This window comes from Neobacillus sp. YIM B06451 (genome assembly GCF_032667185.1).
Taxonomy (GTDB): Bacteria; Bacillota; Bacilli; order Bacillales; family Cytobacillaceae; genus Bacillus_D.
This window is the reverse complement of record NZ_JAVFKJ010000001.1, coordinates 139024-165435: the sequence shown is the minus strand read 5'-3', so window position 1 is coordinate 165435 and position 26412 is coordinate 139024. Positions and strand designations below refer to the sequence as shown.

The 26412-nt window shown below is 44.7% G+C and carries 28 protein-coding genes; 8 read left to right on the top strand and 20 right to left on the bottom strand.

Annotation, left to right across the window (positions count from 1 at the left end; translation table 11 throughout):
- Positions 1-153 precede the first annotated feature (153 nt).
- Positions 154-570 (top strand): YkvA family protein, encoded by a 417-nt coding sequence (locus RB160_RS00720; RefSeq protein WP_316568298.1) that lies wholly within the window; start codon positions 154-156, stop codon positions 568-570.
- A gap of 28 nt (positions 571-598) precedes the next feature.
- Here RB160_RS00720 and RB160_RS00715 read toward each other — a convergent pair whose 3' ends face one another.
- The 9 genes from RB160_RS00715 to RB160_RS00675 all read right to left on the bottom strand — a co-directional run bounded on the left by RB160_RS00715 (position 599) and on the right by RB160_RS00675 (position 10215).
- Complete coding sequence (locus RB160_RS00715) at positions 599-1177, bottom strand: cell wall hydrolase (protein ID WP_316568297.1); 579 nt, start codon at positions 1175-1177, stop codon at positions 599-601.
- A gap of 225 nt (positions 1178-1402) precedes the next feature.
- Positions 1403-2272, bottom strand: a complete 870-nt coding sequence (locus RB160_RS00710; protein ID WP_316568296.1) for a carbohydrate ABC transporter permease — start codon at positions 2270-2272, stop codon at positions 1403-1405.
- On the bottom strand, positions 2269-3222 hold the full coding sequence (locus RB160_RS00705; protein ID WP_316569030.1) for a carbohydrate ABC transporter permease: 954 nt from the start codon (positions 3220-3222) through the stop codon (positions 2269-2271). Before RB160_RS00705 ends, RB160_RS00710 begins: the two co-directional genes overlap by 4 nt.
- Before the next feature lie 378 nt (positions 3223-3600).
- Positions 3601-4893 carry an ABC transporter substrate-binding protein gene (locus RB160_RS00700; RefSeq protein ID WP_316568295.1) on the bottom strand — a complete coding sequence of 431 codons (1293 nt, stop codon included), beginning with the start codon at positions 4891-4893 and terminating at the stop codon, positions 3601-3603.
- A 303-nt stretch (positions 4894-5196) separates the two neighbouring features.
- Positions 5197-5322, bottom strand: coding sequence for a YjcZ family sporulation protein (locus RB160_RS00695; RefSeq protein WP_316568294.1), 126 nt, complete (start codon positions 5320-5322; stop codon positions 5197-5199).
- Between the two features lie 18 nt (positions 5323-5340).
- The gene (locus RB160_RS00690) at positions 5341-5448 is read right to left on the bottom strand and encodes a YjcZ family sporulation protein (protein WP_082306846.1); all 108 of its coding nucleotides are present in this window, start codon (positions 5446-5448) and stop codon (positions 5341-5343) included.
- 160 nt (positions 5449-5608) lie between these two features.
- Positions 5609-6640, bottom strand: a complete 1032-nt coding sequence (gene ytvI / locus RB160_RS00685) for a sporulation integral membrane protein YtvI (RefSeq protein ID WP_316568293.1) — start codon at positions 6638-6640, stop codon at positions 5609-5611.
- Positions 6641-6765: 125 nt separating this feature from the next.
- The gene (cphA, locus tag RB160_RS00680; protein WP_316568292.1) at positions 6766-9402 is read right to left on the bottom strand and encodes a cyanophycin synthetase; all 2637 of its coding nucleotides are present in this window, start codon (positions 9400-9402) and stop codon (positions 6766-6768) included.
- 3 nt (positions 9403-9405) lie between these two features.
- Positions 9406-10215, bottom strand: coding sequence for a cyanophycinase (locus tag RB160_RS00675; protein ID WP_316568291.1), 810 nt, complete (start codon positions 10213-10215; stop codon positions 9406-9408).
- Positions 10216-10421: 206 nt separating this feature from the next.
- Here RB160_RS00675 and RB160_RS00670 point away from each other — a divergent pair, with 206 nt between their 5' ends.
- The 3 genes from RB160_RS00670 to RB160_RS00660 all read left to right on the top strand — a co-directional run bounded on the left by RB160_RS00670 (position 10422) and on the right by RB160_RS00660 (position 11323).
- Positions 10422-10658 carry a hypothetical protein gene (locus RB160_RS00670; protein ID WP_316568290.1) on the top strand — a complete coding sequence of 79 codons (237 nt, stop codon included), beginning with the start codon at positions 10422-10424 and terminating at the stop codon, positions 10656-10658.
- Positions 10659-10670: 12 nt separating this feature from the next.
- Complete coding sequence (locus tag RB160_RS00665) at positions 10671-10799, top strand: 3-methyladenine DNA glycosylase (protein WP_316568289.1); 129 nt, start codon at positions 10671-10673, stop codon at positions 10797-10799.
- 188 nt (positions 10800-10987) lie between these two features.
- Positions 10988-11323, top strand: a complete 336-nt coding sequence (locus RB160_RS00660) for a hypothetical protein (protein ID WP_316568288.1) — start codon at positions 10988-10990, stop codon at positions 11321-11323.
- 131 nt (positions 11324-11454) lie between these two features.
- On the opposite strand, the gene RB160_RS00655 is transcribed toward RB160_RS00660, so the two are convergent.
- The 4 genes from RB160_RS00655 to RB160_RS00640 all read right to left on the bottom strand — a co-directional run bounded on the left by RB160_RS00655 (position 11455) and on the right by RB160_RS00640 (position 14427).
- Entirely contained in the window at positions 11455-12105 is a 651-nt protein-coding gene (locus tag RB160_RS00655; RefSeq protein ID WP_316568287.1) for an amino acid ABC transporter permease, read from the bottom strand.
- A gap of 13 nt (positions 12106-12118) precedes the next feature.
- A complete protein-coding gene (locus tag RB160_RS00650) occupies positions 12119-12769 on the bottom strand; it encodes an amino acid ABC transporter permease (RefSeq protein ID WP_316569029.1) in 651 nt (216 codons plus the stop codon).
- A gap of 99 nt (positions 12770-12868) precedes the next feature.
- Complete coding sequence (locus RB160_RS00645) at positions 12869-13678, bottom strand: transporter substrate-binding domain-containing protein (protein ID WP_316568286.1); 810 nt, start codon at positions 13676-13678, stop codon at positions 12869-12871.
- A gap of 20 nt (positions 13679-13698) precedes the next feature.
- Positions 13699-14427, bottom strand: a complete 729-nt coding sequence (locus RB160_RS00640; protein ID WP_316568285.1) for an amino acid ABC transporter ATP-binding protein — start codon at positions 14425-14427, stop codon at positions 13699-13701.
- A 351-nt stretch (positions 14428-14778) separates the two neighbouring features.
- Here RB160_RS00640 and RB160_RS00635 point away from each other — a divergent pair, with 351 nt between their 5' ends.
- On the top strand, positions 14779-15132 hold the full coding sequence (locus RB160_RS00635) for a hypothetical protein (RefSeq protein WP_316568284.1): 354 nt from the start codon (positions 14779-14781) through the stop codon (positions 15130-15132).
- A gap of 97 nt (positions 15133-15229) precedes the next feature.
- Here the strand turns inward: RB160_RS00635 and RB160_RS00630 are convergent, their stop codons facing one another.
- Both RB160_RS00630 and RB160_RS00625 read right to left on the bottom strand, forming a co-directional pair.
- The gene (locus tag RB160_RS00630) at positions 15230-16204 is read right to left on the bottom strand and encodes an aldo/keto reductase (protein ID WP_316568283.1); all 975 of its coding nucleotides are present in this window, start codon (positions 16202-16204) and stop codon (positions 15230-15232) included.
- A 69-nt stretch (positions 16205-16273) separates the two neighbouring features.
- Entirely contained in the window at positions 16274-17152 is an 879-nt protein-coding gene (locus RB160_RS00625) for a GNAT family N-acetyltransferase (RefSeq protein WP_316568282.1), read from the bottom strand.
- Positions 17153-17285: 133 nt separating this feature from the next.
- Between RB160_RS00625 and RB160_RS00620 the strand changes: the two genes are divergently transcribed.
- From RB160_RS00620 to RB160_RS00610, 3 genes are all read left to right on the top strand, one after another.
- Positions 17286-18182 carry an ABC transporter ATP-binding protein gene (locus RB160_RS00620; protein WP_316568281.1) on the top strand — a complete coding sequence of 299 codons (897 nt, stop codon included), beginning with the start codon at positions 17286-17288 and terminating at the stop codon, positions 18180-18182.
- 12 nt (positions 18183-18194) lie between these two features.
- Entirely contained in the window at positions 18195-19151 is a 957-nt protein-coding gene (locus tag RB160_RS00615; protein ID WP_316568280.1) for an ABC transporter permease, read from the top strand.
- Between the two features lie 110 nt (positions 19152-19261).
- Positions 19262-21121: a GGDEF domain-containing protein gene (locus RB160_RS00610; RefSeq protein ID WP_316568279.1), complete on the top strand. Its 1860-nt coding sequence runs from the start codon at positions 19262-19264 to the stop codon at positions 21119-21121.
- A gap of 82 nt (positions 21122-21203) precedes the next feature.
- Here RB160_RS00610 and RB160_RS00605 read toward each other — a convergent pair whose 3' ends face one another.
- The 5 genes from RB160_RS00605 to RB160_RS00585 form a co-directional block, all read right to left on the bottom strand.
- The gene (locus tag RB160_RS00605) at positions 21204-22160 is read right to left on the bottom strand and encodes a hypothetical protein (protein WP_316568278.1); all 957 of its coding nucleotides are present in this window, start codon (positions 22158-22160) and stop codon (positions 21204-21206) included.
- Complete coding sequence (locus RB160_RS00600) at positions 22150-22704, bottom strand: sigma-70 family RNA polymerase sigma factor (protein ID WP_316569028.1); 555 nt, start codon at positions 22702-22704, stop codon at positions 22150-22152. The genes RB160_RS00605 and RB160_RS00600 overlap by 11 nt, the downstream gene beginning before the upstream one ends.
- A 119-nt stretch (positions 22705-22823) precedes the next feature.
- On the bottom strand, positions 22824-24080 hold the full coding sequence (locus tag RB160_RS00595) for a GNAT family N-acetyltransferase (protein WP_316568277.1): 1257 nt from the start codon (positions 24078-24080) through the stop codon (positions 22824-22826).
- A 20-nt stretch (positions 24081-24100) separates the two neighbouring features.
- Positions 24101-24982: a GNAT family N-acetyltransferase gene (locus RB160_RS00590; RefSeq protein WP_316568276.1), complete on the bottom strand. Its 882-nt coding sequence runs from the start codon at positions 24980-24982 to the stop codon at positions 24101-24103.
- 235 nt (positions 24983-25217) lie between these two features.
- On the bottom strand, positions 25218-26372 hold the full coding sequence (locus RB160_RS00585; RefSeq protein ID WP_316568275.1) for a glycerate kinase family protein: 1155 nt from the start codon (positions 26370-26372) through the stop codon (positions 25218-25220).
- Positions 26373-26412: the final 40 nt, after the last annotated feature.

Genomic DNA, 26412 nt, shown 5'->3' with positions numbered 1-26412 from the left:
TACCTAGACAACAAGAAACCGGGTCCTAATTAGTGGGACCCGGTTTTTCATGCAGTGCTATCGCATAGAAAAATGTTTAACGTTTAGCCAGTCCCATTCCGTGGAAAATGACCTTAAAGCAAATACCATTCTATAAATGAAAGGATGCTTTATATGGCAAAAGGCTTTGCAGGCTTCGGCAAGAAATACAAACAGGAAGCGGAAACGTATTATGATCATCCGCATAAGACCGACTCGCTCCTAAAGAGGGCATTTGGAAAAGCGGACAAAAACAGAAAATCTCTGGGTTTCTCCTGGCAGAAACTTCAGCTTTTATTTGAATTGGTAAGGGCATGGGCCAAAGGAGATTACAAAAATGTATCTAAAGGAACAATCCTTGCTGTCATTGGGGCAATCATTTATTTTGTTTCCCCGGTCGATATTATTCCTGATTTCCTTCTCGGATTTGGCCTTATTGATGATGCTGCAGTCCTTGCGTTTACATGGAAAAGGCTTTCAAAAGACCTTGAAGAATTCAGCGCATGGAAAAATACGATAGATTTGCCTCAAACTGAAAAACCCCTTTCCTAAATGGATAAGGGGTTTTATCATGCCATGATTAGCTTGTAAATACATGCCTACCTATTTTTCCTATGATTGACCTTTTTCGAATCCATGTATCAGTGGCAATATCAGGATTATAGAAAAACAATGCATCGGTTACCTTCTTATCTGTTCGGATAGCTTCCTCTACAGCCTTTTTCGCATCCGGTCCCGCAGGCTTGTTAATTTCCCCGTTCGAGACAGGCTGGAATTGCCTTTTTTGATAAATCACGCCTTTAACTGTATCCGGAAAATTCCCGCTCTGAACTCTGTTCAGTACTACCTCCGCTACGGCAACTTTTCCTTTAAAAGGTTCTCCCTTAGCTTCAGCATGGACAAGCCGGGCAAGAAGCTCCTTCTCTTCCGCGGACAATGCCGGCACACGTTTAGCGGGAGGCACCTGGTTTTTCTTTTGAGGCTTCGAGCCAGGTTTTGCCGAGGCGGCCGCCTTTTTGGGCTTGAATAATTTTTCAACGGCCGGGATGCAATGTGGATCATTTTGTTTTTTAACTGACGGGCTGCCAGATAGGAAATTAGGAATGGCAAGCAAGAGCGACATGGCCGGCATAAGAAGCATAAATGCTGGTTTTTGCATTCTCATCCCTCCAACTCCCTTCTTTTTAGCTCCCTATAAGGCTAACATTGACTAAAGCCGAAACCAACCCCAAAATGTTGCCATGGAAAGACAGACAACTTTTACCGGAAAGAAAGTTGGTTCTTCTTTCAGCTAAGAGTCATGGAGAGCCAATCCTTATTCAAAAAAGAAAACCCGGAGCACCCAGGCTTTCCAATCTTTATTCTGTTATGAGGGCAACATCCTCTACCCCTTTGTCCCGGAAGAGATATTTGCGCCTTCAATAAAATAACGCTGGAAGAAGAAAAACAAAAGAACGACAGGCAGCAGAACCGTTACAGACATGGACATTAAGTAATGCCATTGCGTCTGGACGGTGCCCTTAAAGGTTTGCAGGCCAATCTGCAACGTATACATCCGTTCATCATTAATGTAAAGAAGCGGACCGAGCAGGTCATTCCACGCGCCATTAAAGGAGAATATGGCCACAACCATCAGCGCAGGCTTTGTGAGCGGAATCATGATATGCCACCAAATCTGTAGATGGTTGGCGCCGTCAAGCACAGCTGCCTCGACAAGCGAATTTGGGATTGTCATCATAAACTGGCGAAGCAGAAAGATGAAAAACGCGCTTCCGAGGAATGCCGGGACGATCAATGGCAAATACGTATTTACCCAGCCAAGCTTGGAAAACAGGATATACTGGGGAACCATCGTCACAAATCCCGGGATCAACATCGTTGACAGGACGATGACAAATAAAGCATTTCTCCCCTTGAACCTGATTTTTGCGAATGAATACGCAACAAGGGAGTTGACGAGAACACTCCCGATTGTCCCGACAATTGCGATAAACGCGGTATTCATTGCCCAGCGAGTAAATGGCGCTGTCTGCCAGGCTTTTATATAATTATCAAACCTAAATTCCTTTGGAAAAAATGTCGGCGGGTATTGGGCGATTTCAGCCGGCGTTTTTAGGGATGTGGAAATCATCCACCAAATCGGAGACAGGATAATCACACTGCCCGCCAGAAGCAGTATGGTAATGAGCCACGCCTTAATCTTTTCCTTGAATTTCTTTTTTTCGTAAAACTTTGGAGCAGTGTAGGCACTCATTTATTCTCGCCCCCTTCATAATGGACCCAGCGTTTTCCAAGCTTTAGGTTGAGCACAGTCAAAACCATGACGATGATGAAGAGGATCCATGCCATCGCAGAGGCGTAACCCATATCAAAAATCTTGAAGGCGTTGTTCCACATATGCAGGTTGTAGAATAGCAGCGAGTTAGCCGGCGCCCCACTTCCATTTTCCGTCATGACGTAAGCTTCCTGAAAGATTTGGAAACCTCCTATAGTACTTGTGATGATATCAAAAAAGATAATTGGGGATATCATTGGCAGCGTGATGTAGAAGAACTTCTGCAGGCCGGTCGCCCCTTCAATATCCGCAGCTTCATACATTTCCCGAGAAACCCCCTGGAGGCTCGCCAGATAAAGAAGCATCCCGCCCCCGACACCCCACATTTTCATCAGGATCAATGCCGGCTTGGTCCACTCAGGATCAAATAGCCAGGCGGGTCCATCGATTCCGAACCATCCGAGGAAAGTGTTCACCAGACCTGTTGACGGGCTTAACAACTGCATCCATAAGAAATACACCGCGACTCCGGATAAAATTGCAGGCAAATAATAAATCGTCCGGAAAACCTTCATCCCGAAAATTTTCTGGTTTAATAGGACCGCAATCAGAATAGCGCCTGCTGTCGTTAATGGGACCGAAAAAACGACATAATAGAGCGTATTCCATAAAGACGTCCAAAAGAGGTCATCAATCGTGAACATCCTGACAAAGTTATCAAAGCCAATGAAGTTCATTTTTGATGTAATATTATAATCCGTAAAACTCGCTGCAAGGGAAAATAGCAGCGGGCCAAGCGTTAAGCCGAGAAACCCAATTATCCACGGACTAATAAACAAATAACCCCAAATATTTTCCTTTACCGCCCTCGATATCCCTTTCTTTGGAGACGTATTACGGGAAGCATCAACCTGAATATCATCCGTCATCGGAAGCTGTTTTTCGTCAGTCAGTGCAACGTTTGCCGATTGTGGCGGTTTCATTTTTCTTCCCCCTTTTTCTCTTTTATATTGGAAATAATAAAATAGAACTTCTGGTCAACTCGAAACAAGAAATTGTAATCCAGCACCACAAGAGTAGGCTTCGGAAGCATAATCATCGCACGAAGAAAAAGCGTTAGCTTTTTCGAGGAGCGCCTAGCCCCTGCGTGGGCCAATTCAGGGATGCCATTCAGTGTCCTGCGGGCCCCGTCTTATGCTGGTCGGGGCTGGCCAAGGCGCTTCCGCATCTTGTTCTATTATTGAAAAGAGAAAGGACAGCGCAGCGCGGCCATCCCTTCTCTTTTGTAAAAAGCATTACTTTATGGATTATTTCTTTATTTTTTTCACATCCGCTTCCGCTTTCTTTAATGCTTCTTCCGGGCTTTGCTTTCCGGTAAAGACCTTGTCGATATGCGGATTGATTCTGTTCTGGTAGTCAGGATATTCGACAGGGACAGGATAAAGATTCGTTTCCTTCAAGTTATCAACAGTCATCTCGTATACTTCCCTGGCTTGTCCATCGAGTGACTCGGAAACAGCTTCAGCGCCTTCAATGTTGGCGACGTTGTCGTAATTCTTTTCTCCCCAGTATTTCTGCGCTTCCTTGCCTGTCAGGTATTTAATGAATTCTACAGCTTCTTTAGGATGCTTGGAGCCTTTTGGAACTTCAACAACAAAGCCTCCGCCGTCAGCCCAATTTCCGCTGTTTTCATCATAAGCGGGAATTTTGGCAACCCCGAATTCCATGCCGTTCCCGTAATCACGGATTTGCGTGTAAAAAGTGCCAACATCAATAATCATTGCTACCTTGCCCGAAATGAATGGGTTGGCCTGCTCGCTTCCAAATTCAGCCTTGAATGCTTGAACATTCTTTTCGCCATATCGTTCCTGCCAGCCCAGCAGCCATTCAAGCGCCTCTACTTTCCGCGGTGTATTAATTTCCAGCTTCCCGTCATGGATGAAGCCTTTACCTCCGTCCGCGCTTGCCATCCAGGAAGCAGGGCCAGTGCTTCCCCATAATGGATAAAACCCGAAGCGTTCGTATTTATTACCGTTTTTAATATCAAGCTTTTTTGCGTATTCCTCCAGCTCCTCCCAAGTCCGCGGAGGTTTGTTTGGATCCAGGCCTGCTTCCCTGAATGCCTGTTTATTGTAAAATAGCAGCCTCGTGTCGGTATTGAAAGGAACCGCGTAAGGTTTTCCTTTATATTCAACCATATCCCAAAGGTGAGGATAGAAATTGTCCCTGAAAGAATCATCCAGGTACTTGCTTAAATCTTCAGCCTGGTTATTCTCCGCCCGCTGCGCAACTGAGTTGATGTCATTCACAATGACATCAGCGGGATTTCCCGCTGCAACCGCGGCAAGGTTTTTCGTCCAAATGTCTCCCCATGGCAAAAACGTATGTTTAACTTCAATTTTATCCTGGGAGTCATTGAAATCTTTAACAATCTTTTCGATAATCGGCCTCCGTGTTTCCGAACCCCAGAACGTCCAGAAATTGAGGACGACTTTGCCCTCTTTCTCCTTCGTGTCAGCCGAGCTCTTTTCCCCACTGCATCCAGCTAGGATCCCTATTACCAAAAGAATACTCAAAAACCCAATTAACCCCTTTTTCATTTTCTCCTCCTACAAATTATTATGTATTTTTAAGCACTACACCTATTTACCCACGTTCTTGCAATTCAAACTTTTTTTGCGAAATTCATTGCAATTTCGACATTTTTTTAAATCTAAAGGATGAAAAGGGTTCAGCTTCATTAAAAAAGGAAGGTGAAATTGGGTTAGCTTCTTTCGGCAAACAGCGCATTATTCTTAAATACTTTTGAAACCGCAGTAGTTATTACAAAACGCATGAAGGGATAAGGAGCGGGATTGTAAATAAAAAAGACTGAACCACGGAGGTCCAGCCTTTATTTCCAACTAGTATCTAAAACATGCAGCGCCAACGATAATCAACAGGATGAACAGAACGACGATCAGGGCGAAACCGCCATGTCCGTAGCCGCCATAACCGTAACCGCAGCCGCCATATCCGTATCCAAACATAATAGAACCTCCTTTAAATTAATAGAAACCTCCGTACCCCCAGGAAGCCCCGATAATTACCAACAGGATGAACAGGACTACCAGCAGGGCGAAACCGCCGCCATATCCGTAAGCTCCTCCAGACATTCACATTACCTCCTTTAGTAAAGTCCATATATCCTATTCAGAGGCATGAAAATGTGCAATAGACTCAGGATACAATTTTAATAATTGGGCGCGAAGAAAAACGTAGCCAAGTTTAACTGAGCCAAAGAAAAAAGGAACCTGTTGAAAGGTCCCTTTTCCTCTAGATTTTGAAGTTCATTTTGATGACATTCACCTTTATGAGCGCGTCGATAATAATGACGATGGCAGGCCCGGCAAACAGGCCGATAAAGCCGATAAGCTTGAAACCGATGTAAAGGCTGGCAAGGGATGCAAGTGGCGATATTCCAAGGCTTGTCGCATAAACTTTTGGCTCCACGGTCCGGCGGATGACAGTAATGGCTACGAAAAGCACAATCAATCCAATCCCAAGGAATTGTTTATCCTGGATAAGGGAAAGGACAGCCCACGGAACGAGGAAGGAGCCAGTTCCGAGGATCGGAAGGATATCGACTATCACGATTAGAAGCGAAAGCAGAGCGGCATACTTTACTTTTAAAAGAAGCAGTCCCACAAAAGCAAGGATATAGGTCATAAGGCTGAGGATAATCTGGGCTTTAATAAACCCGACCCCCGCTTTGGTTAACTGGTTTAGGACAATGGATACCTTCCTCTTTGTCCCTTCGGTAAGATGCGCTTTGATGGAAGCCTTAATCTCCGGAAGTTCAAGGCTGATTAAAAACAAGGCTACAAGGTAAATAAGGAATTCAATTAAAAAACCAGGAATTGAGGTAAGGACACCGATTAAAGCCTGGATGATTTCATGAACAAACCGGTCCAGCGCATTAACGGAATTATCAATCGTTTTCTCCACGGAAATAATAACATCCGGCGGAAGTGTTTTTGAATAGGCTTTCCACTTTTTAATAAGCGGTTTTATTCCTGTTGAATACAAATCCCTGACAAATGTAGGGGTTTTTTCGGATAGATTAATAACCTGCTGAAAGAGAATTAGGAACAGGTTGTAGCCAATAACGAGTAGGCCAGTCAGGAAGGTTATAAAAGCCGCAATAACGGATTTGGCCCTGGTCAGTTTCAGCTTCCTTTGAAAATAACCAACCAGCCCTTCCAGGAATATCGCGGTTACCAACGCAAAAATTAGCGGCAGGCTATACGGTATAAAAAAGATAAACAGCAGGATTAGAGCTGTAATTGTGATCCACTTTTTCCACATTCTACTTCTCTCCCGGGAACTATTAGGCATTTAAGCATTATTATTCAATTATATCTTGTATATCCGCCCAAAGCGAAACATTTGTCGAAAAAAAATGGGGGCCCATTCGCGGGCCCGCCTCCTTATCAAATTATTTTCCGTGCCAGGACATTTTTCCGCCCGCTCACCAGAGAGAAAAACTCTTTTACGACAGAGTATTTTTCATAAAGGAATATAAGCGTGTCCCCTTCTTCCGACAGATTCCAGGCCTCCTCATAAGCTTTGAGTTCATCAGGGATGATGGAAATCTGTTTCCCGCTGTTTCCTTTTTCCTTAAGCGCCGCGGCTTGCATGATATTCGCTATTTCATAGGGCGCCCTTCCCCTTAGGTCTTCGTCTTCCCGGATGATTATTCGGTCGGAATGTCGCATGGCGATTTTGGCCATTTCGCGGATTTCATGATCCAGCCTGTCTCCCGGGGCGGATATAACGGCTATCGCGGATCCTGCCTTAAAGTGGCGGACTGTATCGAAAAACGCGTTAATCCCGGCAATGTTATGGGCATAATCAACAATTATCTTCCTTCCAGCTATCTCGTACGTATTGAACCGTCCCTTCGATTGTTCACTGTCCGGCTTAAAAGATAACGCCTTCTCTTTCAACACTTCAAAAGGGACGCCTTGCGCGTATGCTGCAGCCAGTGCCTGAAGGAGGTTGGAAATGTTGTGTCGGGCCTTTCCTTCAATTGTTACCGGAATGTCCCTGGCTGGAAGGAGCCTTTTCGGGTTGCCATTTTCAATGCAGCAAATCCAATTTTCTTCATCGAGAATCCAAACTGTCCAGCCTTTCTCGGCGGCTTCCCTAATATGGTGGTTTGTATAAAACAGGCTGGTATAGATAATCTTTCCTCTTGTATATTCCGCCATTTGAACAACTTCGGGATCATCGGCATTCAGGATGCAATGGCCGCCATCCATGACCACCTCCGGAATAAGCCGTTTCAGTTTGACGAGCTGGCCGAATTCCTCAATCCCGTCAAGGCCTAGATGGTCTTCGGATACATTTGTGACAATCCCAACGTCGCATTGCCTGAAAGCAAGGCCCTCACGCAGGATGCCGCCCCTTGCCGTTTCAAGGACCGCAGCATCGACGTTAGGGTTTGATAGGATTTTGCGAGCGCTGATCGGTCCGCTGCAATCCCCTTCGTCAATGGTATTGTTCCCGATGTAAACGCCATCTGAATTTGTCATACCGACTGTATAGCCTTCCCGTTCAAGGAAATGCTTAATCATCCTCGTCGTTGTTGTTTTTCCGTTCGTTCCCGTAACCGAAATAATGGGAATTGACGCATCTTCCTTTGACTTGAAGAGATAGTCGACAATTGCCTTGCCAACATCGCGCGGTTTCCCTTTCGCAGGATAATGGTGCATCCTGATTCCTGGAGCAGCGTTCACCTCAACAATCGTTGCTTTTTCCCTGTCAAGCGGAGCTGAAATATCAGGACATATAAAGTCTACTCCCGCCACATCCAGTCCGATTGCTTTAGCCGCTGTTACGGCCACGTCCCTAATTGTTGGGTGAACTTCTTCCGTCACATCGATGGCTTGCCCACCTGTTGAAAGATTCGCATTCCCTACAACCTGGATAATCCTTCCTGGTTCCGGGGTGGAATCGAGTGTCACCCCTGTTTTTTCGAGATAACAGGAGACTGTGGCATTCATTGGAATTTTGGACATCGGCTTTTCATGGCCGTCTCCCCTTAGCGGATTGTTGTTTTCCTCCTCGATCAAGGCCCGGATGGAGTCTCGGCCGTTCCCGATAACATAAGGGGCAATACGCATGCTTGCGGCAATGAGCTCGCCATCCACAATCAGGAGCCGGTAATCATGGCCCTCATAAAATCTCTCCACGATAAAGTTGGTTTCCGGTGATTCCATGCAGTGGAGAATGTTAAAAAGCTCTTCCCTGCTTTTAATATTCGTATAAACCCCCCGCCCCTGATTCCCGTTCAAAGGCTTTATTACTAATGGAAAACCAACACGGTCCGCAGCTTCGAACATTTCCTCGGCGGTTGATGCCATCTCTCCTTCAGGGACTGGAACGCCTGCTCCCGCGAGGATGGTTTTGGTTATTTGCTTGTCGCAAGAATTTTCAACAGCCATGAACGATGTCTGACTGGTTATGGTAGCCTGGACGTATTTTTGCTTCGAACCGGTGCCAAGCCTTAATAAACTGTCCTTCCCGACTCTTTCAACAGGGATTTGTTTCGCAAAGGCGGCATTGTAAATCGCCTCCGTACTTGGTCCTAGCTTATTTGTGTAATAAAGGTCTTCGATTTTTTCAATATATGGACCCGCATCAACGGAATGGCCGCTCCCAAGTATTTTTTCAACAATCTCTTTCGCCGCCTCGAACGCATAGAGCCCCGACTTTGGTTCGCGGTAATCGTACGTAACGTAATAAATGCCCTTTTTGTTGCTTGTCAGGGTTTTCCCTCTCCGGACCTTTATTCCGGCCAAATGCTGCAGTTCAAGAGCAATATGTTCAAGGATGTGTCCCATCCAGGTTCCTTCGTGTAATCTTTCTACAAATCCTCCAGGATAGCCGAGGGAACACGTGTGTTCCATCAAACTTGGAATTGTCTTAAGTAACGCTTCATTAAAACCCGGGAGCTCATTGGAAGGGCTGAATTCCATTTCCTCCAAATCCAGCTCGATCCACATGGTTGGTTTGTAGTTAAAGTAGTTTGGCCCCTTTAAGTACCTTACTCGATTTATCTTCATGGTTTACTCCCCTTTGATCAATAGTTTTCTGTTTTTTAAATCGAATTTATAGCCATGTGTAAGGGTATGAAGCTTGAAGTTGGAAAGCGTCAGTTCCTCGCTCCCCTCCTCGGTTTTGTTTACTTCGACAAAACTGTTTTCCTTCCCATCAAGGATTAGCACCTGATGCTCGCCAATCACTTCAAATTGATCACCTTCTACTAGTATTGCTGTGTTCTCATCTATTCCTATTCCCATCAAATCCGGATTTCCCGCAATCGCCCCTAGCAGCCTGTCAAAACGGGATCTCTGTGAAAAATGCTGGTCGATTAGCATATTTTCCATGAACCCGAATCCTATATCCATCTCAACTTGGAGGATTTCATCGGAATCTTTAGTCAGTGCATTCACAATCATATGCTTTCCCATAATGGACGCGCCCGCGCTAGTACCGCCAAGCACCATCCCTTGTTTCCATTTGTCAAAAAAGAGCTTGTGCAATTTTGTACCCGTTATCATTTGGGTCAACCTGCTTTGGTCCCCGCCTGTAATGAATAATGCGGAAAGGCCCTCCACATCCTTAAGTATTTTTGGGTCTTCGGATTTTTGCCTTGAATCAACATCAAGGGTGATTGGGTTTTCTATCCCCAGATTTTCAAACACAGTTTTATACTCGCCGCCTACTTCAATAGGTATTTTCGTGGCGGTTGTCAAAATTCCGACTTTCCCATCATTTTTCTTGGAAAGCTCCACAAATTTTTTCAGGATGATGACACCGCTGTATTTTTCTTCAGCGCCGCCAATGATTAATAAAGGGCCATTTTTCACACTCATCACCTGTCTGGTCAGAATTAGTAAGAAATTACAACAACATATATTTACCCGTTCCTGCTTTTTTAAAACGCAATCCGTAACAACGTATATGTTTGAAAAGATATAAATATAGCTTATTTTTTCAAATATCCTAAAGGAATTTTCATTTTCCCTAGTTGTTTTAGCCATAACCGGAAAAGGGTATACAAATGCTAGAGGTGATAATCGTGGATAGAATCGGAAAGAAGCAGAATGCATCACTTCAGCAGGGAAAACGCGACAATCCCGAGCAATTTCCTACAAATACTGAGAGTCTATTTGACAAATTCGAGAGCGAGAGGAACGTCGACCCGATTCCTTTGGAGGACCTAAAGATGGAACAGCGGGAGGAAAAGGCCGGACACCATACAAAAGAGGATTCTTCGAGCGAGCGAAAATACAATACAGGTTTTAATGATAATTAGGAGGGAGCAAGGTTGGATAAAAACAAAGAACAAAGCAACTCTTTAGAACAAGAACAGAAAAGGAAGATGGGTGAAGACATCGAGCCCCAGCGGGATCCCGTCAAGCCACAGGAAGAAAAACCAAAAGATAAAACGAAATGACCGAAGAAGCGAAGCCTGGCCTAAAAGCCAGGCTTTTCTATTTCATCGTACCTTTTTTAACAACACGGCATACGGTTGTATCTTCACAAAAAAATCGGACCATTCATAAACTATCTTGGAAGACATTGAAGGAGGTAGGCGAATGGAGAATAGACAAATGTTAGGCTTCCCCACTGGTGCGGGAGGATATGGCGGATATCCTGGCTATGGTGGATTTGGCGGATATCCCAGCCATGGAGGTTATCACGGATTTGGGGGGTACGGCGGAGTTCCTGGTGTTGGAGGATATCCGGGTTATGGTGGATATCCAAGTTATGGAGGATATCCGGGATACGGCGGGTTTCCTGGGCATGGCGGTTATGGAGGATACGGCGGATACCCCGGGCACCATTATGGATATGGCCACCACCATCATCATGGGCATCACCACGGACATCACCATGGACATTACCATGGACATGGAGGCTATTCCGGAGGCTACGGCCACAGGCAGGATTAAGGAATTCCAGCCTCTTGCTCTCTAACGATAGCAATTGCGTTGCGGCAAGCAAGGACCGCTAATTCTCCGCGATAACGATTCTTGGAATCTTTGCTTAAGCGCGGAAATCAACAGCAAATAGCCTTAAAAGGAAAAAGCCTGGCTCCTCCAAAGGAATCAGGCTTTTTTGAGTTCGAGTTTTCCTGCTAAAATCGACAGCAGGTAGTTGACTGCAAAATACATAAATGCAAGGAAAACGAGCATTGGAATAACGTATCCATCCTTCTGTCCGTAAATAATCTGGGCATTATGCGTTAATTCCGGCAATGAAATGACAACTGCCAGGGAAGTATCCTTTAATAGGGAAATAAATTGGCTGACAATCGGAGGGACCATTCTTCTCAGTGCCTGTGGCATAACAATATACCGGATTGTCTGGACATAGCCCAATCCTGAAGAACGAGCCGCCTCAATTTGCCCCTTCTCAATCGAATTCAGGCCGCTCCGGATGATTTCCGATAGCATTGCCGATTCGAATATGGTCAGAGCGACAATCGCCGCGGTTGTTACTGGTAGCTTAAGCCCCACTTCAGGAAGCGCGAAATACGTAAAGAATATGATGAGAAGTAAGGGCAAATTACGGATTGTTTCAACCCCAACTGCCAATATTTGTGAAACGACCGGAATCCTGGCATACCGAGCGGTGCCTATTGCCCCTCCAATAATGAAGCTTAACACGATGGCAATAAAAGCAACCAGGAGGGTAACCCCGAATCCCTGCAGAAGAAACTTCAAATGGTCAAATGAATAAGCGCCGATAAAATCCATGCGGGCACCCCCTTTAATTGCTCCTCGCCAGACGGCGTTCCAAATAACCTACACCCAGGCTGAGCGGAATTGTCAACAGCAAGTAAAACAATGCGACGATAATATACGTATCAAAAATAACAAAGGTCCTTGAGGAAATAATGTCAGCTTGGTACATCAAATCCAATCCAGCGATGACGCCAAGGATTGAGGAGTTTTTTACGAGATTGATAAATTGGTTGCCAAGCGGCGGAATAACAATTTTGATCGCCTGGGGAAGGATTATCAAAAGCATCGCTTGGTTGTACGTCAAACCCGACGACCGGGCTGCTTCCATTTGTCCCTTTGGAACAGCAAGGATTCCCGCTCTAATGGCCTCTGCAATAAAAGCAGCCGTGTACACGGCCAATGCGATTGTTCCCGCCGTCAATCCGTCAAAATCCACCCCAACGGAAGACATTCCAAAAAAGAAAAAGAAAGCGATGACCAGTACTGGAATATTCCTGATAAATTCAACATACGCCGTTCCAAACCAATTCAACGGCTTTATGGGAGCAATCCTGAAAACAGCTATAAGTGTCCCGAGCAAGAAGCTGGAAATAAGCGCGATTAAACTTGAAATGATTGTTACTTTAAAACCCTCGAGATAGAGATCAAGGTTATTCGTTAAAATTGAAAAATCCACCCGCGTCACCTCTCTTGCATTTTGCCAGTCTGGCAAACCTATATCCTCTTTATGCAATCAGGATGAGCCAGGAAGGCCCATCCCGATCTTGTTTGCCGATTATTGTTTAATCCATTTATCCTTGATCTCATCATATTTGCCTGAATCCTGGACCGCCTTAAGAGCTTCGTTCAACTTTTCGACGAGATCCTCGTTGCCTTTTTTCACGGCAATCCCGTATGGTTCCTCAGTGAATGTGCCACCGACAAGCTCAAAGGACGGATCTTCAGCAGCCATTCCGTATAGAATGGAGTCATCAGTAGTCAGTGCATCACCTTTTCCTGATTTTAAGGCAGTAAACGCTTCAGCGTAATTTTCAAACTCGAGCACCTGGGTTTCAGGGGCTTTTTCACGGATATTGATTGCCGATGTAGAACCTTTTACCGCCAAAACCTTTGTACCTTTTTTCAAATCTTCAAGGCCCTTGATTTTGCTGCCCTTTTTGACAAGCAGGGACTGCCCGGCCATAAAATACACATCGGTAAAATCAACTTCTTTTTTACGCTCCTCGGAAATGGTCATTGTTGCGACAACAGCATCGATATCTCCATTGTTTAGCATTGGAATCCTTGTTTTGGAGGTGACTTCCTTGAATTGAACCTTATTTTCATCTCCGAGGATTTCCTTTGCCAAAGCTCTTGCCAAATCAATATCGAACCCTTCAACTTCTCCGGTGCTTGGGTTCTTCAACCCAAAGAGCCTTGTATCATGTTTCACGCCAAAAATGATTTTGTCACGTTTCTCAATCTGGGCCATGACGCCCTTGTCTTTGCCGGCCTCTCCGCTTGTCTTTTTGTCATTGCCTCCGCATGCGGCGAGAAGCAGTACAGCGATAATTGAAATAAGTGCTAATTTAAAAATCCTTTTCATAAACATTTCCCTCCTGAATTTTAATGGTTTAATATACGGCTGAGGAATGACTTGGCCCGCTCTTCACGCGGGTTTTCATAAAACTCAGCCGGTGTTGCTTCTTCAAGGATCCTGCCTTCATCCATAAACACAATCCTGTCAGCTACTTCCCTAGCAAATCCCATTTCGTGCGTGACGACCACCATCGTCATACCTTCCTTTGCGAGCGCTTTCATAACATCCAGCACTTCACCGATCATTTCCGGATCAAGAGCGGAAGTCGGTTCGTCGAAAAGCATGATCTCCGGATTCATTGCAAGGCCGCGCGCTATGGCCACACGCTGCTGTTGGCCACCCGAAAGCTGAGAAGGATACGAATTGGCCTTTTCGGGAATGCCTACCTTTTCTAAGTATTTGATTGCTGTTTCTTTAGCCTCCTTTTCCGATTTTCCAAGTACTTTCATAGGTGCCAAAGTAATATTTTCAAGGACGGTTTTATGCGGATACAAATGGAAATGCTGAAATACCATCCCGATTTCCCTGCGCAGTTTATTAATGTCGGTTTTTTTATCGTGAACGCTTACATTATTGACAGTCAAACTTCCGGATGTTATTTCCTCAAGCCGGTTAATGCAACGGAGCATCGTGCTTTTCCCTGATCCGGATGGACCGATGACAACTACCACCTCCCCTTTGTTGATTGTCACATTAATGTCCTTTAGGACGTGGAAATCCCCGAAATACTTGTTAACCTTGTCAAAAACAATCATGCCATTTCCCCTCTCATCAAACATCAATTCATTCGCATACAAATGGATGAAAATAAATGTTTTTGCAAACTAGATAATTGTAAATTTTCAGAATTCATTTTCCTATTATAATATAACAATTACAAATTGGTCAACACTGTAACATTACAGGTAATCTAGACGCCATCTTATTCAATGTTTAAAGTTTTTATGACCCAAGGGATAAATGCTCTTTATTTTACAGCAGCATTTGGTTTCGATTTTCCGCGACAACAGGTTGATTCCAGAGGTTTCTTTAAATTCCAAGTTTAACTTTTGGCTCAAAAGGAAGAAGTACAGGGAGGAATGTTATTTAAGGGAGGAATTTTTGTTATGCATTTAGATAATTTCGAAGATAAAAAAGTACAGATTAAATTCCGAAACTTCCCAGAGGAAATGAAAGGCGAGGTGACAGGCATATACGAGCCGGAAGAATGGTACCTTGCGAAACTTGTAAAAAGCGAAAACTTTGGCGTTTGGGTTGAAAACCCGTGCTACAAACGGACAATGATTCGAGACGAAGAAGGAACCGTAATCCCACAAGAGGAGCAAATTGAAGAAACATGCATCACCCACCTTCTCATTCGCTGGGAGTACATCAGCGCCATCATCACCTTCCCCGAAAAGAGCCGTGTCGGAGTCGACAAAAAAGCCCGCCTTATCGGTTTCCAGCCAGATAACGATTAAAAAACTCCAGTGCCTGGCACCGGATTGGGACGAAGCCATCCCAGCCGTGGTGCCAGGCAATATGAAACCAAAATGAAAGCATTGTATAATCAAAATATTATGGCAGACGATTTCCTCTTGAAGCGATGTAGAGTCTGTACCATTCTTCTCGTGTCATGAGGCTGGCCTGCCGGGTTGCGTCCTGGCAGTTTTTGATGCGTTCAATGTTTGTGGTGCCGATGACGGGCTGGATGTTTGCCGGGTGGCGGATGAGCCAGCCAAGGAGAATCGCTTCTTTTGTCGTTTCTTTTTCTTTGGCCATCATTGCGACGAGTTCAGCGGTTTCTTCTTCGGCTGCTGAGGCAAAATCCGTCCTGCCTGTGTAGAGCCCTTTTGCAAGCGGCGCCCATGCCTGGAGCTGGATTGATTCGAGCATGCAATATTCGATTAACCCTTCGGAAAAATGAGTCTCCAATCCAGCAGACTGGTTGACATGGACTCCTTGATCTACCCAATCGATTTTTTTCAGGCTCATCTCCATTTGATTAACAACGAGCGGGCTGCCGATATATGCTTGAAGAAGCTTCATTTGCCCGGCATTCATGTTCGATACCCCAAAATTCCTTACCTTTCCCGCTTTAAGCAAGGAACTGAAAGCTTCGGCGACTTCTTCCGGTTCCATCAACGGATCTGGACGGTGAAGAAGGAGGATATCCAAATAATCCGTCCCGAGCCTTTCGAGTATGCCATCCACCGCTCCGAGAATGTGGCTTTTTGAAAAATCATAACGGGCCGGGTTTGCGGCATCCGCAAAACGGATTCCACATTTGCTTTGAATGATGATTTTTTCCCTTAAGCCTGGCCGGTTTTTTAGGCATTTCCCGAATACTGCCTCCGCTTTTCCTCTTTTATAAATATCCGCATGGTCAAACATTGTAATGCCTGTTTCCAAGGCCATATCAAGGCCTCGTTCGGCATCGGCAAGTTCACCCTTCCCAATTTCACCTGTTTCCCAATCGCCTCCAAAGCCCATAAAACCAAGAATAAGGCGGCTGCTGGTAATTCCCCTTTTTTCCAATGGCATGATTGACATCTCTTTTTCCTCTCTTTCAATTAACTTTTCGGAAATATGAAAAAACACAAAAATTCCTATGGCAGACTTCTAAGCCTGGGCTGTAAGTGGGTGCTTAAACTTTTCAGGCAAACATACTCCCTCAGCCATACGGACAAACAAGGTTTCATTTCCCTGGTATGTATGACTTTCAAACCGCAACCCGACGTCTTCTGGCATAAAGTGAAAAATGATTTTTTCGGTTTTCTCGCCGGCAATCTTGGCCACTATCGAATGCAAATCGACGCGGGATATGCTGATGAGATCGAAAAGCTGCAATTCTCCTGCATCTTCTTCATAAATTGCGATGCATTCTTCATCTTCGAGATAATAAATACAATGACTGAATACATTCAAGCAGTAGAACATGAGAAGCTCCTGCGTATCGGTTGCCGTGAACCTTCGGGACACCTCGATTCGCCGCTTCGCGAATTGAAAAAGAAATTGCCTGTCGCGTACATCTTCCATATTAAGTTTTCGAATTAGCGCGCTTATTTCCCCGCTTCGCTTAAAGGACAGGGAGAAAAGAAACTCCTTTTTTTGAACAAAGCCAAATTTGGGGTAAAAATCGAGCACTGATTGGTTGGCGAACAAATACATCACATCATACTTGCCTTCAAAATCATCCAAAACAAATTCCATTAGTCTGCGGGAAAGCCCCAGTCCCCGAAAATCGGGATGTACCATCACGGTTCCAATTTGGAGCCCTCTTCTTTCCACCCCATCCATTACAAGGCCAATTCGATTAACGGAAACATTTGCAATAATATTTTCGCCATCACAATACGAGTATGGGATATACTTGTCTGTCCAAAATCCCATCTCATACCAGCGATTAAACTGTATCCCGAATATGGACCTTGCCAAACTGAAAAAGCTTTCCCTTAAAACTGGGTCCTGTCGATACCCTTTTACAAACCTAAACGCCATCCCGTTCTCTCTCCATCCTTTTTAAGAACTTCTTTCCATTTTACTCCTTTGTTGGATGTAATACTAATCTCAAATAGTGTACTATTAAAATTAGAAATTTAGTTCTATTGCGCAGCAGCTGGAGGGCATTGCCGTGGAAAACATATTACAATTAAAAAATGTCAAAAAAACGATTGGAAAAAAACCAATTATTAACGGCCTGAGTTTCACGGTCCGTAAAGGGGAAGTTTTCGGTTTTCTTGGGCCGAATGGCGCGGGCAAGACAACAACAATCCGGATGATCGTCGGGCTAATGGATATTACAGAAGGAGACATCTTTATATGCGGGACCAGCATCCGGAAAAACTTTGAAGAAGCGATCGGAAATGTCGGGGCGATTGTTGAAAATCCCGAAATGTACAAGTTCCTTTCAGGCTATCAAAATTTGCTCCAATACAGCAGGATGCACGGGGGCATCCCTAAAAGCAAAATTTCTGAGGTTGTCCATCTGGTCGGGCTTGCCGATAGAATACATGACAAGGTAAAAACCTATTCACTCGGAATGAGGCAGCGGCTGGGGCTGGCCCAGTGCCTCCTCCATGATCCAAAGCTTCTTATCCTCGATGAACCGACAAATGGCCTCGATCCGGCCGGAATCCGTGAAATCAGGGACCACCTGAGGATGCTCGCGCGCGAAAGAGGCATGTCTGTAATTGTTTCAAGCCATCTTTTATCAGAGATGGAGCAGATGTGTGACAGGATTGCCATCATCCAGGATGGCGAGCTTATCCAGGTCCAGGAAGTGAATGCGTTTGTTGCTGAAACAGGCAGCAAATATTCCTTTGAAACAGGGCCGCTGGGAGATGTGCGCGGCTGGCTCCAATCCGAGTGGGGCGCTGTCTTCTCGGAAGATGGCTTTACTGTCGATGCAAAGCGGGAAGACATTCCATTTATCCTGAAAAAATTAATCGGAGCGGACGTGGCCGTTTTCGGAGTGAAGGCGGAATCGAAAACATTGGAAGACCGCTTCCTCGAAATCACGGCCAACTAAGGAGGCTCATTCATGAAGAATCTTGTAACAAACGAATTAGTTAAAATTTTCAGCAGGGCCGGGACGTATGTGATGATCGGCCTGATTGTCATTCTTGTAATGGGGATGGCGGGGCTGTCCAAATACGAGGAGTATGACAATCCTCCAAAGGAAAATCCGCATTGGAAAGCAGAACTTGATAAACAGATTGTGAACGACCGTGCCTCACTTGAAAATTTTCAAACGGGAAATCCAAATCTGGCTCAATTCTACAAACGGGAAATCGCTATCAAGGAATATCGGCTCAAGCATGATATGGCTCCACCTTCCGGGATGCATGTTTGGTCTTTCGTGAATGATGCAAAAAATTTCATCAGTTTTGTCGGGCTTTTTGCAATTGTGATCGCAGCAGGCATCGTTTCGTCCGAATTTTCCTGGGGGACTGTTAAGCTTTTGCTCATCAGGCCGATTGGAAGGTGGAAAATCCTGCTCTCAAAATATTTATCTGTACTCATTTTTGGAGTGGGCCTATTAACCCTGCTGTTTGTGTTTTCCCTATTGGCGGGATTAATCCTTTTCGGGTTTCCGGACCATCCAGCTCCCCACCTTGTTTATACCAATGGCCAGGTGGTTGAACGGAACATCGCCCTGCAGCTTATCGCAGAATATTTGCTAAGTTCCATCGACATCCTGATGGTTGCGACAATGGCATTCATGATTTCTGCTGTTTTCCGGAACAGTTCGCTTGCGATTGGGATTTCACTGTTCCTCCTCCTCACTGGCGGTACATTGACCATGCTGCTTGCTGGCAGGTTTGAATGGACAAAATACTTCCTTTTTGCAAATACGGATCTGACTGTTTACCTTGATGGCACACCTCCAATTGCGGGGATGACACTTGGATTTTCCATCACAATGCTGCTTCTTTACTTTTCACTATTTCATTTGCTCGCTTTTTGGATATTCTCGAAGCGGGATGTCGCGGCCTAATCCCCTCAGTTGTCTTCACAAGGGGGATTCTTTTCTTTTTGTAAGAAAATTGTAAATTTAGGCAACCTTAACCAGTCCATATGAGGTATAATTAAATTGGGTGATGCTTAATGAAATATAGGGCTATTATTATAGCAATGTTGACGATGCCAGCTTTGTTATACATACATATTAAAAATATGGATACACTCCTATTATCGATTTCTCTTGCAGCCGTTGCTTTTTGCGTTTACAATCTCTCTCAGCTTAAAAAGGCAAAACTAGCTGCGAAACACGCCCGGGATGAACTTATTGAAAAAACCAGGAAACTGGACACCATGTTTGGCCACTCGGCCCTCGGGACGATGGTTGCCGACAAATCCGGGCAGCTATTGGATGCCAACCCGAAATTCCTTGAGATGCTAGGGTATTCCCTGGAAGAATTGAAAACTCTTAGTTTCATTGACCTGACTTTCCCAGAGGACCGCGAAAAGGACAAGGAGCTCTATGAGCAAGCCGTAAAAAAGAAGCTGCCTTATTCAAAAGAAAAAAGATACCGGAGGAAAAATGGCGAGATGTTCATCGGAAAGCTCTCTGCTTCTTTTGTCCTTGGTGATGACGGCGAGCCGATGTACGCAATTGCCCATGTGGAGGATATAACAAAGGAAAAGCTCCTTGAAAAGGATTTAAAGGAAAGCCAGAAACGGTACCGCGACCTGGTAGCCTATTCTCCTGAACCCATTATCGTCCACCGCGACGGCGTTATTATTTTCGCAAATGAAAAAGCCTGCCGAATGGTTGGAATGTCAATGGAAGAATTGCATCACAAATCCATCTATGACTTCATTAGCCCTGACTACCACAGTAGGACAAGGGAAAGGCTTGATGAGCTACAAAATGTTGTAGGGGAAGAAGAAACACGCAATTTTAAAATTATCATTCCTGGCGGACGAAAGCTGACAATCGAAATAACTCATAAAGCCATTGAATATGAAGGGCTTCCCTCCATCCAGGCTACCTTCCGGGATGTAACGGAACGAAACCGGCTTGAAAAAGATCTTCGGAAAGCGACTGAACGCTACCGCTTCATTACCGAAAATTCGAAGGACGTCATTTCTTTCCTTGATTCCGTTGGCCGCTATGACTATATTTCTTCCGCCAGCAGGGATATCCTTGGGTATGAACCGGATGAACTAATCGGCAAAAATGTTTTTAGCTTCGTTCATGAAGACGATGCCCCTGAATTGGAAAGAGCACAGCTTGAAAATCTCATCGGGGTGAATGACCATTTTTCGTTGATTTACCGGCATCGTTTAAAGGATGGAAGCTATCGTTGGATTGATACAGTTGCCAAAGTGCTTTTGAATGAGAAGGGAGAGATTGATTCCTTCCTTGCGATTTCTCGAGACGCCACCGAGCGGAAAGAGAAGGAAAAAAGCCTTGAAACCGCGAACGATTTCCTAAAGTTGCTTTCTTCCCTCGACGGCTTGACGGGCATTTCGAACCGCCGCTATTTCGAGGAAAACCTCGAGAAGGAATGGGAGAGAAACAAGGCAAATGAAACTCCCCTTTCCGCAATCATGCTCGATATCGACTGTTTCAAGCTTTACAACGACACGTTCGGCCACCTTGCCGGCGATGATTGCCTAAAGAAGGTTGCATCGGTTATCCGCGACTCCCTAAAACGGCCAAGGGACCTTGCGGCAAGATATGGCGGCGAAGAATTCATCATCCTTCTCCCGGAAACGGATAAAGCGGGGGCCATGCTCATTGCCGAAACAATTCGGCAATCAGTCCGAAAGCAGGAAATCCCCCATACATCATCGGAAATCGATTCGTATATCACCATAAGCGCTGGCTACGCCACCATTGTCCCAGATGAACAGTTTGAGCCGAAGGATTTAATCAGGGAAGCCGACATCGCCCTTTACCAAGCCAAACGGAACGGGAAAAACAAAGTGAGCTCGAAGCTGGTGAACTCTCCTTTATAGCCATAGTAGGCGGGATGGTTCGAATACAAAAAAGAATCAAAAACGCCCAGAATTAAATCTGGGCGTTTTTGTGCATTTTCAATCACTGAAGCTGACCCCACATACTCAAAAATATGTCATCATTCATTTTGAAATATGCACCCATAAATCCATAATAGATATAACCATCTTTAAGAAGGATAAGTTTAACCTTTGTTCCATCATTTAACTGAATCGTTAATTCCTTAAATTCATCGTTGTTTCGGGAATTACTGATTGGGTCTAAATTTTCTCCGCGAGGGAGAGGTTTTGTTTTATATAACTCTTCAACAAAATCATTTAAAATTTTCATATTCGCAATAGGATGATAATTGTCAACGCTATTGTCCCAATCGCTGAATGTTCTATATTCCGCACTGGATACATTCCCAGCCATTTTTAATTTACCAAAAACATCCACACCACTATTTATTGTTATCCCGTTAAGGTTTTCGTAAAAATCCGCGTGAGGCTTCCCGTCCCATTCGCCATAAACCATTATCCTAAAATCTTTATCGTACCCTTCAACAGAAAAAACGTCTTCTATCCCTATTATAGATGCGAATTCTTCATCATAGGCCTCTTGTTTACTCCATTCATCAATGGATGCCTTTGTCGTACCAAGTTTCTGTCCTGTAATAGCTTTTGCTTTTTCCCCATCTATTTCAGTGCTGGTTTGAGTATAAATCTTTCCGTTGTAAACGATTAAACCAATCATATCAGCTTTTGATCCATCGTTTGGCAATTCAATATCCGGGATTTTCACACCGCCGCCATTCGTTGCAATTGGTGTATTTTTAATGTTTGCTGTGTCATTTGGAGAGGAAAGATCATGATTTAAGAAAGCGAACGTCCCAATGGATAAAAGCAAACAAGCGACGATGCCAATACTTCTTAAATAATATCGTTTTCTACTGTTTTGCATTTCATTCTTTGCTTTAAGAATGCCAATCTTACTTCTTTCACTAAGTTCTTTTGGAATTTCAATTCGATTTATTTCTTGTTTAATTTTATTGCCCATAAACACCATCTCCTTTCAATTTTTTGCGGAGGTTGCCTAAAGCTCTATATAAAATTGTCTTTGCTGTGCCCAAAGGAATATCGAGAACTTCTGAAGCCTCTTTAATCGTCAAACCCTCGTAAAATCTTAAAATAATCATGCTTTTCTCATCTTCATTTAAAAGTTCGATTAAATCTCGAATGGTTATTTCTAAATCAATATCGTCTTTGTCATCTACAGGTATGAATTCCTCATACTCCGGTTTTAATTGAACTACTTTTTTTTGCTTACGAAGCAAATCAATAGAACAACTAATTGCAATTTTTATTAACCAGGTTTTAAAGTATTTGGGTTCTTTAAGATTTTTGATTGATTTGAATGAACGATACGCTGTCTCCTGGACGACATCAAGAGCATCGCTTTGATTTTTCACATATATAAATGCTGTTCTATAAATGTCTTGTTCATATTGCTGAAATAATGTTAAAAACGCTTTATCATTACCTTTTAGAGCTTGTTTGATTAAATACACCAACCTAGCCGCCTCCTTAACTCCCTTACTCATTAGACGGACAATTACTTCTTTTGGCTTTAAAAATTCCTGTTTTTTCATAAAAAAAACATCCTGCCTATTCAACAGGATGATTCTACTAAAGTAAAGTATATCGTCTATTTTTTGATTTTTTAAAAAGGCGTAGTGCATATCGGTTTTTCATCTCCCTGGAAAGCCTCCTCCATGAGAGGACCGAATTCCGGTTTGCTTAGCTTCAGCCTTCCAAAACGATGGAGCTTCCTAAAGCCAACCGCTCCAACCATTAGGGAGGAGAAATCGGTGATATCCAGTTCAATGTTAAACTGTGAATCTTCCGCCTTTCCTTTCGAAAGCTTCCCATCTTCCAGTCTGACGTTTATTGTTACGGGTGAGGCCGTCTCGAAGCTGTCGTGGACAAGCAGGGAAAAACAAGCTGTCACATTGCCGAATACCCGTCCCTCAAGATCGCTAATTATCTTTTCCATGTCGATTATTTTGTACATTAAGCCGACGCCAGAACGATTCGTTTCGTGGAAAACGCTTGGAATCAGATAATCACTGCCGTCCCGCGCATCACCAAGAAGATATTCGAGTCCGTCATCCTGGGTATTCAGGATAATTCGTTCAATCTGGTCGGACTGTGTATTAAGGAATTTTGACAGGCTGGCAAGGGCATCGGAAGTTTCATAGATGAACTCCCTAATAACAAGGTTGTTACGCAGAAAATTTTGTTTATCCGCCTGTTCAAACCCATAAACGATATAGCCACTCAGATCCCCACCATTGAAAACGCCAATAATGCGGTTTTCAGGGTTTTTAAAAAGGGCGTCCGTGTCGAACACGGTTTTGAGAATCATGCCGTGTGTCTTTTTCGCGTACCGGTTATAGCAATCCCTAATCTTTTCCTTATCGGTCTCGCCAAGCATTGCAAGCCCTTCCTTGCTTCCCCCTGGCGGAAAGCTGTCTGGTTTAATCCTGTATTGGTTCATCTTCGTCCCGTAACCGAAGCCCATTTTTTTATAAAAATCAGGCCTGAAAGGGTAGAGCATCGCTATGGACGCCCCTTTTTCCCGAAAATGGCGGATGAAATAGCCAATCAGTTCTTTGGCAACCTTCTCTTTTTTATGCAAGAAATTGACGGCGACAAGGCCGACTCCCCCAGCAGGAACTATTTTTCCAAAAAGGTTCATTTCAAATGAATGGAGCCTCATCCCGCCAAGCAGTTTCCCGTTCCGGAACAGGCCGTAAAACCCGATTGTTCCTGATTCTTCGTGGATCCGGCGGAGATTTACCGCAAATTTCTCCTTGTATTCGGGAGTGTTTTCCTTATTCGCCGGAAAAGCCTGTATGGCAATGTTGGCAAACTCAAGGAATTCATCCTCGGCCAACTTTCTAATGGTTGATTCCATTTTAATTTCCCCCTACAGCGTTATTCCATTTCACGGTTCATCATGACTAGGGAGACAAATGGCGTAAAGCCGATTTCCTTCAATGTTTCATGGGCAAGCCTGCTCCGTTCCTTTGGCAAATTAAGGACTACACGCCTTATGTCTTCTTCAAATGAGCCAAAAACCTGTGTTAAGAGAGTTTGCAGGATCTCCTTTGCATCATCCCTGTTTTCATCCGCTTCGCATTGGCAGATGGTGGTCGAAGTATGGACGCCTTCTTCATTAAATGCTTTTTTGAAATACGCATAGCCGGCATCGTTCCCGTTTTCATCCGACAAAATCACCGCTTCGGCATCCTTCGCGCTTTGCCAGTGGGTTTGCCAAGGGTTGCCTCCTTTGTAAAAAGCAAGGTTTCCTACTTGTATCGGATATGCTTTCCTGATTGAAAATCCTTCTTCTTTTAAGATCGGGTTCTCTTCAAGCTTCCCTTTTAATTCGAGGAATTCCAGCTCATCAACGATTTCATAGCCGAGGCTATCATACAAGGCAATCGCTTTTTCGTTTTCTTTGATTGCTTCAAGCATCGCCAGCTGGACGCCTTCCTGCCTGTATAAATCGAGCGTTGCTTCCATCAGCGCACGCCCGACGCCCTGTTTCCGATATTTCACAGCGACTGCGGTCCCTCCATTCCAACCCGTTTTTACCCCTTTGATTGTTCGGATTCCATTTACAATCAACCCAGCAGGTTCTCCGTCCACAAAAGCGACGACACTTATTGAAGGTGAGAGGTCCTCGGCTGAAAACCTCCTAAGAAATACCTCATGGGACATCGTCATATTTACAAAATACTCCTCAAACCCGGTGTTCCAGGCTGTCAGCGCCTCATTAAATGTACAGTCTGCAAGCCGCTTTATCTCTATCATTCTCTCTCCCCCAATTAGCTTTATTTTCCATTCTTTTTTTAGTTTAACTACTTGGTGGTTTGTCCGTCAAAAATGAACCGCCGCTCGGGATAGCCGGGCAGCGGTATTAATTATCTATATAACGACTTTTTTGAATGTATGTATTTTTTAAACCAAGGAAATGTTGGTCCTCTGTCCCGATTCCACATTTATTGGGACTCATAAACCGCCAAAGACGCTTCTGTGTCCCGATTGATTACAACGCGTTCTGACTCTTTACCTTAAGCAGCCTTGCAACATTTTCCGCTGCTCTTTCAAGATTCTTCGGCCCATTGGCAAGTGCGTTTTCCAGCGGAACCACTCCTTCTGTAATCCCAAAAATAGCATCGATTTTTTCATATAGGGGTTCAATCCCATCGCCAATTTTTCCTGCAAAAGCAATCACTGGCTTGTTCCACCTTTTGGCCAGCTCAGCGACACCGTATGGCGTTTTCCCATAGCGGGTTTGAAAATCGATGCTTCCTTCCCCGGTCCAGACCATGTCCGCGTTTTTTATTTTTTCCTCAAGCCCGGTGTATTCGGTCACAAGGCTAATGCCTGGCTTCAGGCTGGCATTTAGAAAGGCGATCAGGCCGGCTCCAAGCCCGCCAGCAGCGCCGGCGCCCGGGATATTGATGATATCGTGCCCAAGCTGGTTTTTGATGGCCTCAGCAAAATTCTTAAGGTTTTCGTCAAGCTTTTTAACCATTTCCGGGCTCGCGCCTTTTTGCGGCCCGAAAACATGGGATGCGCCCTCTGGACCGCAAAGGGGGTTGGAGACGTCGCAGGCAACCTCGACTTCAATGAATTTCAACCGTTGATCGAGCCCTGAAAGATCAATCCCGTGCAACCTTCCAAGACTGCCTCCCCCTTTTGGAAGTTCAATCCCGTTTTCATCGAGGAACCGTCCGCCTAGCGCCTGGACCATACCGGCGCCGCCATCATTTGTGGCGCTTCCGCCAATCCCAATCAGCAGTTTTTTGATGCCGTGGTCGAGGCAGGCGCCAATCAACTGCCCTGTCCCAAAGGTTGTGGTTATAAGCGGATTGCGTTTCTCCCTCGGTACAAGATGGATTCCACTCGCGCTCGCCATTTCGATTGCAGCCGTTTCCCCATCGCCAAGGATTGCATATTCAGCTTCCACCTCTTCGCCAAGCGGGCCGCTTACCGTTTTTGTGAAAATCCGCCCGCCGGTCGCATCCGCAAGCGACCGCATTGTTCCTTCCCCGCCATCGGCCATCGGGACTTGGATGCAGCGGGCAGGGAAACCGCATTTATGGATTCCCCGTTCCATCGCCACGCACGCCTCCTTCGCCGTCATACTTTCCTTGAAAGAGTCTGGTGCGAGCACTACAGTAAATTCCATTTTCATGCTGACCCTCCGTACAATTTCGATAACTTCATCGTAACAA

Excerpts from the sequence above, each read along its gene's own strand:
- RB160_RS00635 (WP_316568284.1), top strand. The coding sequence starts at position 14,779 with ATGCATTTAGATAATTTCGAAGATAAAAAAGTACAGATTAAATTCCGA.
- RB160_RS00720 (WP_316568298.1), top strand. The coding sequence starts at position 154 with ATGGCAAAAGGCTTTGCAGGCTTCGGCAAGAAATACAAACAGGAAGCG.
- RB160_RS00600 (WP_316569028.1), bottom strand. The coding sequence starts at position 22,704 with ATGAGTAAGGGAGTTAAGGAGGCGGCTAGGTTGGTGTATTTAATCAAA.
- RB160_RS00700 (WP_316568295.1), bottom strand. The coding sequence starts at position 4,893 with ATGAAAAAGGGGTTAATTGGGTTTTTGAGTATTCTTTTGGTAATAGGG.
- RB160_RS00645 (WP_316568286.1), bottom strand. The coding sequence starts at position 13,678 with ATGAAAAGGATTTTTAAATTAGCACTTATTTCAATTATCGCTGTACTG.
- ytvI (WP_316568293.1), bottom strand. The coding sequence starts at position 6,640 with ATGTGGAAAAAGTGGATCACAATTACAGCTCTAATCCTGCTGTTTATC.
- RB160_RS00605 (WP_316568278.1), bottom strand. The coding sequence starts at position 22,160 with ATGGGCAATAAAATTAAACAAGAAATAAATCGAATTGAAATTCCAAAA.
- cphA (WP_316568292.1), bottom strand. The coding sequence starts at position 9,402 with ATGAAGATAAATCGAGTAAGGTACTTAAAGGGGCCAAACTACTTTAAC.
- RB160_RS00705 (WP_316569030.1), bottom strand. The coding sequence starts at position 3,222 with ATGACGGATGATATTCAGGTTGATGCTTCCCGTAATACGTCTCCAAAG.
- RB160_RS00590 (WP_316568276.1), bottom strand. The coding sequence starts at position 24,982 with ATGATAGAGATAAAGCGGCTTGCAGACTGTACATTTAATGAGGCGCTG.
- RB160_RS00595 (WP_316568277.1), bottom strand. The coding sequence starts at position 24,080 with ATGGAATCAACCATTAGAAAGTTGGCCGAGGATGAATTCCTTGAGTTT.
- RB160_RS00610 (WP_316568279.1), top strand. The coding sequence starts at position 19,262 with ATGAAATATAGGGCTATTATTATAGCAATGTTGACGATGCCAGCTTTG.
- RB160_RS00625 (WP_316568282.1), bottom strand. The coding sequence starts at position 17,152 with ATGGCGTTTAGGTTTGTAAAAGGGTATCGACAGGACCCAGTTTTAAGG.
- RB160_RS00660 (WP_316568288.1), top strand. The coding sequence starts at position 10,988 with ATGGCGGATATCCTGGCTATGGTGGATTTGGCGGATATCCCAGCCATG.
- RB160_RS00710 (WP_316568296.1), bottom strand. The coding sequence starts at position 2,272 with ATGAGTGCCTACACTGCTCCAAAGTTTTACGAAAAAAAGAAATTCAAG.
- RB160_RS00675 (WP_316568291.1), bottom strand. The coding sequence starts at position 10,215 with ATGAGTGTGAAAAATGGCCCTTTATTAATCATTGGCGGCGCTGAAGAA.
- RB160_RS00585 (WP_316568275.1), bottom strand. The coding sequence starts at position 26,372 with ATGAAAATGGAATTTACTGTAGTGCTCGCACCAGACTCTTTCAAGGAA.
- RB160_RS00655 (WP_316568287.1), bottom strand. The coding sequence starts at position 12,105 with ATGGATTTTATCGGCGCTTATTCATTTGACCATTTGAAGTTTCTTCTG.
- RB160_RS00640 (WP_316568285.1), bottom strand. The coding sequence starts at position 14,427 with ATGATTGTTTTTGACAAGGTTAACAAGTATTTCGGGGATTTCCACGTC.
- RB160_RS00715 (WP_316568297.1), bottom strand. The coding sequence starts at position 1,177 with ATGCAAAAACCAGCATTTATGCTTCTTATGCCGGCCATGTCGCTCTTG.
- RB160_RS00690 (WP_082306846.1), bottom strand. The coding sequence starts at position 5,448 with ATGTCTGGAGGAGCTTACGGATATGGCGGCGGTTTCGCCCTGCTGGTA.
- RB160_RS00615 (WP_316568280.1), top strand. The coding sequence starts at position 18,195 with ATGAAGAATCTTGTAACAAACGAATTAGTTAAAATTTTCAGCAGGGCC.
- RB160_RS00630 (WP_316568283.1), bottom strand. The coding sequence starts at position 16,204 with ATGTCAATCATGCCATTGGAAAAAAGGGGAATTACCAGCAGCCGCCTT.
- RB160_RS00695 (WP_316568294.1), bottom strand. The coding sequence starts at position 5,322 with ATGTTTGGATACGGATATGGCGGCTGCGGTTACGGTTATGGCGGCTAC.